The organism is Streptomyces sp. HUAS ZL42 (assembly GCF_040782645.1).
In the GTDB taxonomy this organism is placed as follows: Bacteria; Actinomycetota; Actinomycetes; order Streptomycetales; family Streptomycetaceae; genus Streptomyces.
This window is the reverse complement of record NZ_CP160403.1, coordinates 7,767,276-7,780,485: the sequence shown is the minus strand read 5'-3', so window position 1 is coordinate 7,780,485 and position 13,210 is coordinate 7,767,276. Positions and strand designations below refer to the sequence as shown.

Sequence of the window (13,210 nt, the reverse complement as noted above, 5' to 3'; positions counted from 1 at the left end):
CGCCGTCGTGCGTCACCGGTGCGAGGTGAACTCCACCACCTGCTGGAAGGTGGGCCGGTTCTGCCAGCTGATCTTGCCGTGCTTGATGCCGCCGAGGGTGCGCTGGACGATCGAGTCGGCGCACCACTGGTCGCCGGCCGAGCACTGGTCGTCGCCGGGGTAGACCTGGGCGGCGGTCTTGCCGGCGGCCTCCTTCAGCGTGCTGATCAGGATGTCCCGGCAGGCGGTGAGGCTGCCGCCGCCGCAGTACTCGTCGGCGAGCGGTCCCTGTACGGACTCACCGAGCACCGCCCGGATGTCCTTGTCGACGTAGCTCCACCAGCCGTACTGGAAGGAGCTTCCGGCGTGCGCCCCGGTCGGGCCGTGGCCCGCCGACGGCGACTCGTCGACCGGCAGGTTGTTGGTGAAGGCGGTGTACAGGTCGGATCCGAGTCCGGGTTGGAACTCGGCCTTCACCAGCAGCGGCCACCAGGCGTCCAGAAGACGGATCGCGTCGGCGTTGGCGTACGCCTTCGAACCGGCGGAGGTCTCCGTCCGCTTGCCACCGGCCGACAGCCACGTCTGGAGCTTGCTCACCGCCGCGGCGGCCGTGGAGTCGGTCACCGTGGAGCTGTTGACGACCTTCAGCAGGTCGGGCAGCACGTCCTCGGCCCGCAGGTCGGCCAGTGCCGCGTCCGCCATCGCCTTGACCAGCGACGCCCGGGTGACGCCGCCGGCCGCGACCAGTTTCTTCACCCGGTCCTGGAGCAGGTTGCCGCGGTGCACCGACCCGTCGCCCCAGGGGGCCGTCGTGTAGTCCTTGGCCTGCTTGTTGTTCCAGGAGACGTAGTAGTCCTGGTCGATGGAGTTGGGGTGGGCGGAGGCCGCCGTGTAGTCGGCCGTGTTGGTCGTCGGGTTCCAGTTCCTCCACTCGTACGCCGCCTGCGCCCACACCGGGAACTCGGCGTCGACGCCGCTCGCGCGCACCGGGTTGTTGCCGCTGTTGTAGTACGCGGTGTGCGTGGAGTCGGCGTAGAACCAGTTGAAGGTGTAGTTGATGTGCTGCGCCGCGCTCTGGAAGTCCTGCGGACCCTTGACGTAGTCGGGGTCGTTGAGCATCTGGAAGCCGATGATCGAGTCGGCCTCGTGCAGGTAGGAGGAGCGCAGGGTGGTGTAGGCGACCTTCTTGCCGCCGACGGTCGCGCGGTACTCCACGGGACCGTACTTCGTGCGCCAGACCCGCATCGTGTACGAGCCCGCGGGCGTCCCGTCGGCCGTCGTCGGCGTCCAGGAGTTCTTCTGCTCGACCTTGTCCATGGCCGTGCAGGTGCCGTGGTACAGGTAGTGGTAGTCGTCCTGGCACAGTTCGACGGCGTAGGTGTCGATGATGTCCTGGCCGGAGGTCGTCGCGCTCCACGAGTAGTCCTGGCCGCGACCGAGTTCGACGTACATGCTCAGACCCGCGAAGGAGGCGCCGCGGGCGCTGATGCCGGGGCCCTGGATCTCCTGCAGCATGAGCAGCTGCGGGGCGAAGTAGCCGGTCTGCGGGCCGAAGACGGCGATCGGGTGGCCGCTCGCGGTGTACTTGCCGCTCACCACGAGGGCGTTGGACATGCCGCGCTTGGCGGAGCTGAGGGTGGTCGCGGCCGCCGTGGCGGAGGCGGTCGTCGCGGAGGTGGTCGCCGCGCTGCCCGTACGGTCGTAGACGAGCGGTTCCTCGACGACCGTGCCGGCGTCGGGCAGGGCCTCGCCCTGCGGGTCGGCGGGCCTGCTCGCGTACGGGAAGCTCTCGCCGTTGTGGACGGTGACGACGGCCTCGGGGTCGTTGCGCTCGCGGAAGGACTCCCAGACCTCGGTGCCCTTCGCCACGCCGTACTTCTCCTGGGCGGTCAGCAGTGAGATCGCGTTGTTGACCTCGCCGCCGCCTCCGGAGCCGAACAGGGCGCCGATCACGGAGCCCAGCGCTACCAGGTCGGTGAGCTTGAAGTGGTCGATGGTTCCGGCGTTGGTGATCGAGTCCTTGTGGCCGGTCAGTACGTATTCGCCGGGGAAGTAACGGCCGCTGTCGGAGGCGTCGATGTAGGCGTTGATGCCCGCGATGTAGGCGCCCGCGTCGGCGAGCGCCTGCTGGCCGCGCGCGCCGTTGCTCGCCACGGCGTTGTCGATCTGGGCCTGCAGATCGGCCTCGGTGTACGGCGCGTTGCGCCAGAACTGCTGTTCAAGGCCCTGGTTGCCGGCCGCGCCGCCCGCGAAGGAGGTGAGCTGACCGCGTCCGACATGACGGAACACGTCCATCAGCCACAGCCGGTCCTCAGCCGCGGCATAACCGGCGCCGAACTCCGTCCCGTATCGAGTGGTACCGGTGATGTGCGGCACACCCGTCTTCTTGTCGCGGACGATCGTCACGTCGCTGCGGCCCGCAGGCTTCTTCGTGGAGGCGACTTGATCGGAAGCGACCCCGAACGACGCGTCGTTGAAGAACGAGTTGATCGTGGCGTTGGTGAGGGTGGAGTAGCCCTTGGCCAGGTTGGCGTACGGGCCGAGCTGGTCCTCCGCGTGGTCCGGCTGGGTGCCGAAGGCCTGGTTGAGGAGGATCTGGGCGAGGGTGGCGTTGCCGTTCTCACCCGGCGGCAGGATGTCGGAACACTGGCCGCCGCAGTAGTCGTTCGCGGCCGTGGCCTCGGCGGCTACGGCCGCTTGGGAAAGAGGGGTCAAAAGACCGGCAATCAGGACGCATATGGACGCGGTCTTCAGGAACCCGGGAAAGGTGCGGGGAGTTCTCAGTCTGTCGAGAACGTTGCGTGGGGTGCGCCGTGGCATGGCGGCTCCTAGCGACGGGGGTGGCCGGACGTTACCGCCGGTATCCCCGGGATTGAAGATGAACATGCGTCAAGTTTTGGTGTCGGCACGGCAGGCACGGCCGTCACGGGCGCGCACAGGGGTAACCGGGGGCGGTGCGCGCACAAGCACGGACGGCTTATGGGGGGTCATCCGAAATCGGATGGAGCCGGATCGCGTGTCGATACGTCTATTCGGCGACGTCGCGCGAAGTCCGTGCGACGACGCCGAGGTGACCGAAGTACAGGTGCAGGTGTGACGGAGGTGCAAGGCGATGGCCGGTTTCCGGAGTCTGGCGAGACAGGTGCGAGATCCGCGCTGCGACCTGGCGCTGCGGCGCTACTCGCTGCGCAAGTGCCTGGAGCGGTTCGCTCCTTACGGGCACAGGGCGACCTGGGACCACTTGTGCTCCCGGGCCGGGTTCGGTCCCGAGGACCGGTCCCCCGATCCAGCGCGGCTCGTGGCCGCACTGGTGGAGTTGGAGGAGGCGCGGGCGGTATGGCTCGCCTATGAGGTCGAGTTCGCCGAGCGCCGCAAGAAGGAGAAGCACGACGGGTTGCGCAGGCCGGGCAGCGTGGACGACTGGCACCGGCTGACCTGGGGCGGTTTCGGTGTCGCCTGGTGCGACGACCCTCGGGTCCACCCCCGTGAACCGCTGGCCGAGGTGCTGCGCCGGCTGATCGCCGCACTGGAGCGCGAGCCGGGGGCGGGCTGCCCGGTGTGCGGCGGAGAGCGCCTGTTCTGGAAGGACGACCTGGACCACGAACCGTCGTCGGGTCCGGTCTGCACGGACTGCGGAATTCTCGTACCGCGGCCCGTCCTCACACCCGAGGCCCTGGCGTACGCGCGGCGGGGGCGACTTCTGGTGTCGGCGTAGTACGACGGGGGTGCGCCGGGGATGCCGCACCCCCCTTTCGAGCCCCTGGCACCATCGAGGAATGGTGCAGGTCTGTCTCAACGGGCGCCGAGGGTCCACCGATGGTGCGCTGGTACCGCTGACGCCGAAAGCGCTGGCCGAGTCCGCGGCCGAGGCGGTCGCGGCCGGGGCCACGGACGTCCACGTCCACCCCAGGACTCCCTGCGGACGGGACACGGTGTCGCCGCGTGTGGTGGCGGCGACGCTCGAGGCGATACGGGCGCGCGTGCCGGTGCCGGTCGGCGTGACCACCGGCGCATGGGCCGAACCGGATCCGGCGGCCCGCCTCTCACGCGTCCGCGCCTGGACGGTCCTGCCCGACCACGCCTCGGTCAACTGGCACGAGCCCGGCGCGGAGGAGCTCGCGGCCGTTCTGATCGACCTGGGTGTGGGGGTGGAGGCGGGCATCTGGTCGGGCACGGACGGGGCGGGGCGGTTCGCGGTCTCGCCGCTCGGACCCAGGGTGCTGCGGGTTCTCGCCGAGGTCACCGACACCGACCCGCGGACGGCCGAGGACTCCGCGCGCAGGCTTCTGACCGACCTGGGATCCGCCCACGGCCGCCCGCTGCTGCTGCACGGCGAGGACGGCGGCGCCTGGCCGGTGCTGCGACTGGCGGGGCGGCTGGGGCTCGCGACCCGGATGGGCCTGGAGGACACGCTGGTCCTGCCGGACGGGGAACGGGCCGTGTCCAACGCCCAGTTGGTGACGGAGGGACTGGACCGGTACGCGAGGGCCCGGCGCTCGTCGTAGGAGGGACGGCGACGTTACCAGCCGCAATTCCGGTCGCTCCACCCCTTTCCCGTACGGACAGTTGGAGGCGATGAAACACATTTGACGCGCCGAAACAGTCCGGGAGTAGCCCATGTCGACGCTGCGAGTCACCGCCGAACTGCTGACCGTCCACGAGCATCCGAACGCCGACGCCCTCGAACTGGCCCAGGTGGGCCTGTACCGGGCCGTCGTCGCCAAGGGTGCGTACCGCACCGGTGACGCCGCCGTGTACATCCCCGAGCAGTCCGTGCTGCCGGACGAGCTGATCGAGGAACTGGGGCTGACCGGGCGACTGGCGGGCAGCAGGTCCGACCGGGTCAAGGCGGTGCGGCTGCGCGGTGAGCTGTCCCAGGGCATCGTGTGCCGGCCGAAGGCGCTGGCGGACGTCGACCTGCTGCGGGCGGCGGCCGAGGGAACCGACTTCGCGGAGCGGCTGGGCATCACCAAGTGGGTGCCGCCGATCCCGCCCACGATGAGCGGCGAGGTCGAGCCGGCGCCCGATCTGCTGCCCTGGGTCGACATCGAGAACATCCAGCGCTACCCGGGGATTTTCACACCGGGCGAGGCTGTGGTCCTGACCGAGAAACTGCACGGCTCGGCGTGCCTGCTGACGTATCTCGCCGACACGGGCCGGGTGTACGTGTCCTCCAAGGGGTTCGGGGCGAAGTCCCTGGCGCTGAAGGAGGATCCGCGCAATCTCTACTGGCGGGCGGTGCGGGGGCACGGCGTCGCCGAGGCGGCGGCGCGGCTGGCCGAGCGGCTGGGGGCGCGCCGGGTGGGGATCTTCGGCGAGGTGTACGGGGCGGGGGTGCAGGACCTCACGTACGGGGCGGACGGGCGGCGGGACACGCTGGGGTATGCGGTGTTCGACGTGTCCGCGGATGTCGACGGGCAGGTGCGGTGGCTGGATGCGGCGGGGCTGCTGGACGGTGAACTGCCTCTGGTGCCACGGCTGTTCGAAGGGCCTTACGGCATCGACCGGGTGCTGGGGATCGCGAGCGGGCGGGAGACGGTGTCCGGGCGGGGGCTGCATCTGCGGGAGGGTGTGGTGATACGACCGGTCGGCGAGCGCTACAGCGCGGTGACCGGGAGTCGGGCGATCGCGAAGGCGGTGAGCCCGGCGTATCTGACGCGCAAGGGGGGCACGGAGTTCGAGTGAACGGGGTTCCCGGTGCGCGGCGTTGACGCGGGCGGGGGCCGCACCAACCCGGCGCTGCGGCTGGCGCGGGGTGGGCCGCGCAACCCGGCGCTGACGGGGAGCCGCCCGCGCCCACCCGTGCCGCCCCAGGCGGCACGACTGCCCGCGGACCAACGCGGTGGCCGAGCGCCGCGCGCACCCGCGGCCGGGCGGCAGGGCTGAGCGCGCCCCGCGCCACCACGCACCCGCAGTCGCCCGCGCGCCGGAGTGGGGTGGGGTGGTGCGGCGCAGCCCGTCGCTCAGCTGGTCCCCACGCCGTCCACCGTGGCAGCGGGCAGAGGGGCACAACCCGCGACGGGCTCGCCGCACCACCACACCCCCGACCCACCCACCAGACCCAAGGCGCAATCGGCCCGACCGCCGGAGGCCTACGGCTCCGCCATCAGGCGGGAGCCCGCGCGACGTTCGCCGAACGCGTCGTCCGGGTTGGACAGGACGCAGGTGTTCAGGGACAGGCAGCCGCAGCCGATGCAGTCCGTGAGGTGGTCGCGGAGGCGGTTGAGGTGTTTGATGCGTTCCTCCAGCTCGGAGCGCCAGGCCTCGGAGAGGCGCGCCCAGTCCTCGCGGGTGGGAGTGCGCTCCTCGGGGAGCTCTGCGAGCGCTTCACGGATCGTGGCCAACGGGATGCCGACACGCTGCGCGGCGCGGACGAAGGCGACCCGGCGCAGGGTGTCACGGCTGTAGCGGCGCTGGTTGCCCGGCGTGCGGCGGCTGCTGATCAGGCCCTTGGACTCGTAGAAGTGCAGGGCGGAGACGGCCGCGCCGCTGCGCGCCGCGAGCTGGCCGACCGTGAGCTCGTGGATCTTCTCTGGAATCTGAGGCACCCCTCGAACCCTACCGACCGCGTCACACCCCGGTCCCGTTGACATCGACCCCACACCCGACCATGCTAAGCAGTTGCTTAGACATGACGACCTGAACAACCGAGTGACGCGAGAGGCCGGGCACATGGCAGAGCCGAGGATCTTCACCTCCGTCGACGACCTGAGGGCGGCGGTGGGCGAGCAACTGGGGCACACCGACTGGCTGGATGTCGACCAGAAGCGGATCGACCTGTTCGCCGACGCCACCGGCGACCACCAGTGGATCCACGTCGATCCGGAGAAGGCGGCCGCGGGACCCTTCGGGACCACCATCGCGCACGGGTATCTGACCCTGTCCCTGCTGCCCCTCTTCGGCCCCCAGCTCATCAAGGTCGAGGGCGTGAAGATGGGTGTCAACTACGGGGTCAACAAGGTCCGCTTCCCCTCCCCCGTCCCGGTCGGCTCACGCCTGCGCGCCACCGCCGCCATCACCGGCGTCGAGGACGTCCCGGGCGGCGTGCAGGTCACCGTCGCCTTCACCGTGGAGCGCGACGGCGGCGACAAGCCCGTGTGCGTCGCCGAGTCCGTCGCGCGCTACTACCTGTAGGAGGCCGCGGACCGGCACACGCCGGTGACTACTTCGCCCCCACCATCCGCAGCACGAGGTCGGCGTACAGCGCGCCGACCTCCTCGGGCGTCCGCGGCCCGTCGACGTTGAACCAGCGGGCCACATCGATGCACAGCGACAGCACCGCAAGGGTGGTGCCCTGCACGTCCAGCACGTCGAACTCGCCCGTCGCCACACCCTCCTCGACGATCTGGCGCACCTCGGCGTCCACCTGGCGGCGCAGTCCGAGGATCTCGGCGCGGGCCTCGGGGCCGAGCGACTCCAGTTCGTACTGGACGACCCGCGCGGTGGTGCGTCCACCCGCGTGCCAGCGGACGAAGGAGCTCACCGCGTCGGCGAGCCGCTCGGTCGCGCTGCCCTCACCCCGCGCCGCGGTCTGCAGGATCTCGAGGGCCTTCTCGTGGCCGATCCTGCTGATGCGGTGCAGCAGCTCTTCCTTGGTCTTGTAGTGGATGTAGAGCGCGGCGGGACTCATGCCGGCGCGTCCCGCGATGTCACGGGTCGTCGTCGCGTGATAGCCCCGCTCGGCGAAGGCCTCCACCGCGGCAATCAGCAGCCGCCGCGCCGCATCGGGCGTGACCTCGCCCCACGCCTGCGCCTCGCCGCCGGCCCTCTCCTTCGCCGTACTCATCGCTCGCTCGCCCCTCTCGGTGACAGGAGCTCCACCATACCGCCGAAGCTGAGCGGCCGCTTAGCGTGCCCGCTCAGAGCTTTTCGAAGGGGCTGTAGGCCCGGGCCGCCGCATCCTGCCGGTCGCGGATCACCTTGGCGAGGGTGAAGGCGGACGTCACGAGATACAGGACGGCGATCCCGAGGAAGGCCCGCACCCAGGCGTCCGCGTTGAGCTTGAAGATCCCGATGGCGGTGGCGGCCATGGCGACGGAGAACGAGGCGACGGCCTGACCGTAGAACGCGGCCGTGTTCTGCTGCTTGCCCGAGGTTTCACTCATGGGACAAGCGTCGGCGAATGTGGCCGGCCCCACATCCGCCGGGATACTCAGCTCGCGTACTCAAAACGCTCGCGTACTCAAAACGAACGGACGTGAGCCTCAGAACGCCGAAACCCCCGTCAACGCCCGCCCGATCACCAGCTTCTGTATCTGGCTCGTGCCCTCGTAGAGGGTCATCACACGGGCGTCGCGCAGCAGCTTGCCCGCAGGGTACTCGTCGATGTAGCCGTACCCGCCGAAGACCTGCAGGGCGTTGTTGGCGGCACGGACCGCCGCTTCCGAGGCGAAGAGCTTGGCCTTGGAGGACTCGGTGGCGAAGGGCAGCCCCCGGTCGATCAGGTCGGCGACCCGCCAGGTCAGCAGCCGGGCCGCGTCCACGTCCACGGCGATGTCGCTGATCAGTTCCTGCACCAGTTGGTGGTGGGCGATCGTCCTGCCGAACTGCTCGCGCTCACCCGCGTATCGCACCGCCGCGTCCAGCGCGGCCTGGGCTATGCCCACACACCCCGCCGCGACCGACATCCGTCCCTTGGCCAGGGCGGACATGGCCACCGAGAAGCCCTTGCCCTCCTCCCCCAGCAGCGCGGAGGCCGGGACGCGCACGTCCTCGAGGACCAGTTCCGCGGTCGCCTGGCCGCGCAGGCCGAGCTTGCCGTGGATCGTGCGGCGGGAGAGGCCGGGCGTGTCGGTCGGGACGAGGAAGGCGGAGACACCCTTGTGGCCGGGCGCGTCCGTGGAGCGGGCGAAAAGCAGGACGACGTCGGCCCAGGTGCCGTTCGTGATGAACATCTTGGTGCCGTTGATGACGTACTCGTCGCCGTCGCGCACCGCGCGCGTGGCGAGGTTCCCCGCGTCGGAGCCGGTGCCCGGCTCGGTGAGGCCGAAGCAGCCGACGGACTCGCCGGAGGTGAGCCCCGGCAGCCAGCGCCGCTTCTGCTCCCCGCTCCCCCAGCCGGCGATCGTCTTGGCGACAAGACCGAGCGAGACGGAGACGATGCCGCGCACGGACGAGTCCCCGCGGCCGAGTTCCTCGGTGACCAGGCAGTACGCGAGGTGGTCGCCGCCCGAGCCGCCGTATTCCTCGTCGATGGTCAGTCCCAGGAAGCCGACCTCGCCGAGCTTCTTGACGATCGAACGGTCGACCTCCTCGGCCCGGTCCCAGGTGACGACGTTCGGCGTGATCTCACGCGACACGAAGTCCTCGGCAAGCCGACGGACGGCCTCCTGCTCCTCACTGAGCCCCAGGTTCACGCCTCACCTCGATTGAACGCCGTACATTTAAATTAGCACTGCTAGTTTCAGTGCGCAGCCCTACTATGTGCGCCATGGCCCGACCGCGCAAGCCCCTCCTCAGCACCGACCGCATCGTCGAGACGGCCCGCGCACTGGTGGACGCGGAGGGTCTCGCGGCCGTCTCCACCCGGCGGCTCGCCGCCGAGCTGGGGGTGAGCGGGCCCTCGCTCTACAACCACTTCCGGACGAAGGACGAGATCCTGGAGGCGGTCGCCGACTCGGTGAGCGCCCAGGTCGATCTGGCGATGTTCGAGGACGGCCGGGACTGGCGCACCGCCCTGCACGACTGGGCCCTCTCCTACCGGGCGGCCCTGCGCGACCATCCGAACATCGTCCCGGTCCTCGCCCGCGGCCCCGGCCGCCGTCCCGCCGCACTCCGTCTCGCGGACGCCGTCTACGGCGCGATGGTCGAGGCGGGCTGGCCGGCCGCGCAGGCCACCTCCATCGGAGCGCTGATGCGGTACTTCATCATGGGCTCCGCACTGGGCTCGTTCGCCGGCGGTTTCGTGGACGACGCGAGCGCCTACGACCCCGCCGACTATCCCCACCTCGGCCAGGCCCACCTCCTCGCCGACCAGCAGGAGAAGATCGACGAGCGGGCCTTCGAGACGGGGCTCACGGCACTGCTCGACGGTTTGGTCCAGCAGTACGAGCAGGTGAGCCGGGCCTAGGGCCACACTTCGGTGCGCGCCGAAGTGTCCGTACCCCATGCTGGAAGGCATGACCGGCAGGGACCCCCGAGCACCGCAGCTGGCCCGGCTCGCCGGGCTGATCGCCGACGAGACGCGCGCCGCGTGTCTGCTGGCGCTGCTCGACGGGCGGGCGTGGACCGCCGGTGAGCTGGCCCGGCACGCGGGAGTGGCCGCGTCGACGCTGAGCGAGCACCTGGGAAAGCTGGTCGCGGGCGGGCTGCTCGGCGAGGAGCGGCAGGGGCGGCACCGGTACGTGCGGCTGGCCGACGCGCGTGTGGCGCAGCTGGTGGAGGACCTCGCCGCCCAGTTCGCACCGGACACCGCGGTACGGCCGCGCACCCTGCGCGAGTCGAGCGCCGGGTCGGCGATGGCCCGGGGCCGCACCTGCTACGACCATCTCGCCGGGCGGCTCGGCATCGCGGTCACCGAGGCGCTGACCCTGAAAGGACTGTTGCGTCAGGACACGGGGTTCGCGCTGACGGACGCGGGAGTGCGGTGGTTCGAGGCCACCGGTATCGCACTCGACCGCGGGGGGCGCCGCCCGCTGGCCCGGGCCTGCCTCGACTGGACCGAGCGCCGCCCGCACCTCGCGGGCGTCGCGGGCGCGGCGCTGTGCCGGCACGCCCTGGACGCGGGCTGGTGCGTGCGCATCGGCACCGAGCGGGCGGTGAAGGTGACGGCGACGGGTGAGCAGGCCCTGACCGAACTGCTGGGCATCGCGTCGGGTGATCTGCGCTGAGCACGTCCGCGGCGTCCGGTGCCCCGTCCGAAATCCGCGAGCACCCGATCCGTTCCGTTCCTAGCCTCAGGAGCATGATGAGCACCTCCCGCCGTACGGAACTGTTCGCCGCCGGTGCGGCCGGCGTCACCGTCGTCCTGTGGGCCTCCGCCTTCGTCTCGATCCGCAGTGCGGGCGGCGCGTACTCGCCGGGTGCGCTGGCGCTGGGCCGGCTGCTGGCCGGGGCGCTGGCGCTGGGGGCGATCTGTCTGGTACGGCGGGAGGGGTGGCCACCGCGGACGGCCTGGCGCGGGATCGCCATATCGGGCCTGCTGTGGTTCGGCTTCTACATGGTCGCCCTGAACTGGGGCGAGCAGCAGGTCGACGCGGGGACGGCGGCCCTGGTCGTGAACATCGGGCCGATCCTCATCGCTCTGCTCGGCTCCCGGCTGCTCGGCGATCCGATGCCGCCGCGGCTGCTGGCGGGGATGGCGGTGTCGTTCGCCGGTGCGGTCACGGTGGGGCTTTCGATGTCGGGCGGGGGCGGGTCGTCGGTGCTCGGGGTGGCCCTGTGCCTGCTGGCCGCGGTCGGGTACGCCGGCGGGGTCGTGGCGCAGAAGCCGGCCCTCGGACGCGCGAGCGCGCTGCAGGTGACGACGTTCGGGTGCCTGGTCGGGGCCGTTGCCTGCCTGCCCTTCGCGGGGCAACTGGTGCGGGAGGCGGGCGAGGCACCGCTCTCGGCCACACTCAACATGGTCTACCTGGGCGTCTTTTCGACCGCGCTCGCGTTCACGACATGGGCGTACGCCCTGGCCCGTACGACCGCGAGCCGCATGGGCGCGACCACGTACGCGGTGCCCGCGCTGGTCGTGCTGATGTCGTGGCTGACGCTGGGCGAGGTGCCGGGGATGCTCACCCTGGCGGGCGGGGCGCTGTGCCTGGCGGGGGTCGCGGTGTCCCGCTCGCGGGCCCGGAAGGCCGCGGCCCCGGAGACGGCTCCGGAGCCGCGGGCCGACGCGCGTGAACCGTCAGCGTGAGCGCGCCCTGTCCGCAAGGACCTTGATGGAGACGAGGGCGATCACCGAGAGCGCGACGATGTAGGCGGACACCGCCATCGACGTGCCGGTGGCCTCCAGGAGCAGCACCATCACGAACGGTGCGAGGCCACCGCCGCACACGGCCGCGATCTGGTAGCCGAGGGAAGCGCCCGTGTACCGCATCTCGGGCGTGAACAGCTCGGCGAACAGGGCGGCCTGGGGGCCGTACATGATGCTCAGGAAGCAGCTGGCGACGAACGTGCCGACTGCCAGCCACAGCAGCGAACCGGTGTCGATCAGCAGGAACAGCGGTACGGCCCACAGGGCGATGCCGGCCGCGCCGAACGCGTAGACCTTGATCCGGCCGACGCGGTCGGACAGCGCGGCGGCCGCCGGGATCAGTGCCAGCTGGGTGAGGCTGACGCAGAGCGAGACGGTGAGCACCGCACCGCGTTCCATGCCGAGTGCTCGGGTGGTGTAGTCGAGGACGCCGGTGATGATGATGTAGAAGGTCGCGGTGTTCACGGCGAAGGAGCCTCCGGCGAGGAGGACCGTGCCGAGGTGGCCGCGGAGGATCGTGCGCAGGGGGGAGCTGCGCTCGTTCTGCTCCTTCTCCTGCTCGGCCAGCGCCCGTTCCGCCTCCCGGAATTCGGGGGTCTCCTCGACGCGCGCGTGGATGTACCAGGCGAGGGCGAGGACGAACAGGCCGACGAGGAAGGGGACGCGCCAGCCCCAGGCCGCGAACGCGGCGTCCGAGGTGAACGCGCCGGCCAGCAGGAAGACGGTGTTGGCGGTCACCACGCCGATCGGGACGCCGAGCTGGACGAAGCTGCCGTAGACGCCGCGCTTGCCCTCGGGGGCGTACTCGGTGGCCATCAGCATCGCGCCGCCCCACTGGGCACCGACTGCCACGCCCTGCGCGACGCGGAGGACGACCAGCAGGATCGGGGCGGCGACGCCGATCGTCGCGTACGTCGGGAGCAGGCCGATGCCGGTGGTGGCCACGCCCATGAGGGTGAGCGCGAGAACCAGCATCGGCTTGCGGCCGCGCCTGTCGCCGAGGTGTCCGGCGACGATGCCGCCGATCGGGCGGGCGAGGAAGCCCACGGCGAAGGTGGCGAAGGCGGCGAGCACTGCGGCGGTGGGGCTGCCGGCCGGGAAGTACAGGTCGCCGAGGACGAGTGCGGCGGCTATTCCGAAGACGAAGTAGTCGTACCACTCGACGGCCGAGGCGAGCGCCGCCGCGGTTGCCACGCGGCGGCGATGGGGAGTCGCGGGCGCGGCGGTGGTGGTTGGCTGAGCGGAGGGGAACGTGTCCATGCGTGCACACTCCGGTGGGTGCGGTGGGGACGTTCCCCGGGAACATACTGACCGGACGGTATGGGG

General features: G+C 71.0%; 13 protein-coding genes. 7 read left to right on the top strand and 6 right to left on the bottom strand.

The genetic code is table 11. The features are described 5' to 3' along the window. Positions 1 to 12: 12 nt before the first annotated feature. A complete protein-coding gene (locus tag ABZO29_RS35485) occupies positions 13 to 2,799 on the bottom strand; it encodes a penicillin acylase family protein (RefSeq protein ID WP_367324287.1) in 2,787 nt (928 codons plus the stop codon). Between the two features lie 292 nt (positions 2,800 to 3,091). Between ABZO29_RS35485 and ABZO29_RS35480 the strand changes: the two genes are divergently transcribed. The 3 genes from ABZO29_RS35480 to ABZO29_RS35470 all read left to right on the top strand — a co-directional run bounded on the left by ABZO29_RS35480 (position 3,092) and on the right by ABZO29_RS35470 (position 5,664). Continuing rightward, the gene (locus ABZO29_RS35480; protein ID WP_367324286.1) at positions 3,092 to 3,694 is read left to right on the top strand and encodes a hypothetical protein; all 603 of its coding nucleotides are present in this window, start codon (positions 3,092 to 3,094) and stop codon (positions 3,692 to 3,694) included. Between the two features lie 61 nt (positions 3,695 to 3,755). After that, positions 3,756 to 4,484: a 3-keto-5-aminohexanoate cleavage protein gene (locus ABZO29_RS35475; protein ID WP_367324285.1), complete on the top strand. Its 729-nt coding sequence runs from the start codon at positions 3,756 to 3,758 to the stop codon at positions 4,482 to 4,484. A gap of 112 nt (positions 4,485 to 4,596) precedes the next feature. Continuing rightward, positions 4,597 to 5,664, top strand: coding sequence for an RNA ligase (ATP) (locus ABZO29_RS35470; RefSeq protein WP_367324284.1), 1,068 nt, complete (start codon positions 4,597 to 4,599; stop codon positions 5,662 to 5,664). 407 nt (positions 5,665 to 6,071) lie between these two features. On the opposite strand, the gene soxR is transcribed toward ABZO29_RS35470, so the two are convergent. After that, complete coding sequence (gene soxR, locus ABZO29_RS35465; RefSeq protein WP_367324283.1) at positions 6,072 to 6,527, bottom strand: redox-sensitive transcriptional activator SoxR; 456 nt, start codon at positions 6,525 to 6,527, stop codon at positions 6,072 to 6,074. A 124-nt stretch (positions 6,528 to 6,651) separates the two neighbouring features. Here soxR and ABZO29_RS35460 point away from each other — a divergent pair, with 124 nt between their 5' ends. Next, a complete protein-coding gene (locus tag ABZO29_RS35460; protein ID WP_367324282.1) occupies positions 6,652 to 7,113 on the top strand; it encodes a MaoC family dehydratase in 462 nt (153 codons plus the stop codon). Between the two features lie 28 nt (positions 7,114 to 7,141). Here ABZO29_RS35460 and ABZO29_RS35455 read toward each other — a convergent pair whose 3' ends face one another. The 3 genes from ABZO29_RS35455 to ABZO29_RS35445 all read right to left on the bottom strand — a co-directional run bounded on the left by ABZO29_RS35455 (position 7,142) and on the right by ABZO29_RS35445 (position 9,335). Beyond that, a complete protein-coding gene (locus ABZO29_RS35455) occupies positions 7,142 to 7,765 on the bottom strand; it encodes a TetR/AcrR family transcriptional regulator (RefSeq protein ID WP_367324281.1) in 624 nt (207 codons plus the stop codon). A gap of 73 nt (positions 7,766 to 7,838) precedes the next feature. Beyond that, positions 7,839 to 8,084 carry a YiaA/YiaB family inner membrane protein gene (locus tag ABZO29_RS35450; RefSeq protein WP_367324280.1) on the bottom strand — a complete coding sequence of 82 codons (246 nt, stop codon included), beginning with the start codon at positions 8,082 to 8,084 and terminating at the stop codon, positions 7,839 to 7,841. Positions 8,085 to 8,183: 99 nt separating this feature from the next. Continuing rightward, positions 8,184 to 9,335 (bottom strand): acyl-CoA dehydrogenase family protein, encoded by a 1,152-nt coding sequence (locus ABZO29_RS35445; protein ID WP_367324279.1) that lies wholly within the window; start codon positions 9,333 to 9,335, stop codon positions 8,184 to 8,186. A 74-nt stretch (positions 9,336 to 9,409) separates the two neighbouring features. Between ABZO29_RS35445 and ABZO29_RS35440 the strand changes: the two genes are divergently transcribed. The 3 genes from ABZO29_RS35440 (at position 9,410) to ABZO29_RS35430 (ending at position 11,824) form a co-directional block, all read left to right on the top strand. Beyond that, the gene (locus ABZO29_RS35440) at positions 9,410 to 10,048 is read left to right on the top strand and encodes a TetR/AcrR family transcriptional regulator (RefSeq protein WP_367324278.1); all 639 of its coding nucleotides are present in this window, start codon (positions 9,410 to 9,412) and stop codon (positions 10,046 to 10,048) included. Between the two features lie 49 nt (positions 10,049 to 10,097). Next, positions 10,098 to 10,808 (top strand): ArsR/SmtB family transcription factor, encoded by a 711-nt coding sequence (locus tag ABZO29_RS35435; RefSeq protein WP_367324277.1) that lies wholly within the window; start codon positions 10,098 to 10,100, stop codon positions 10,806 to 10,808. A 74-nt stretch (positions 10,809 to 10,882) separates the two neighbouring features. Then, positions 10,883 to 11,824, top strand: a complete 942-nt coding sequence (locus ABZO29_RS35430; protein ID WP_367324276.1) for a DMT family transporter — start codon at positions 10,883 to 10,885, stop codon at positions 11,822 to 11,824. On the opposite strand, the gene ABZO29_RS35425 is transcribed toward ABZO29_RS35430, so the two are convergent. Further along, a complete protein-coding gene (locus ABZO29_RS35425; protein ID WP_367324275.1) occupies positions 11,816 to 13,144 on the bottom strand; it encodes an MFS transporter in 1,329 nt (442 codons plus the stop codon). The two genes, ABZO29_RS35430 and ABZO29_RS35425, sit on opposite strands and share 9 nt — an antisense overlap. Between the last annotated feature and the right edge of the window lie 66 nt (positions 13,145 to 13,210).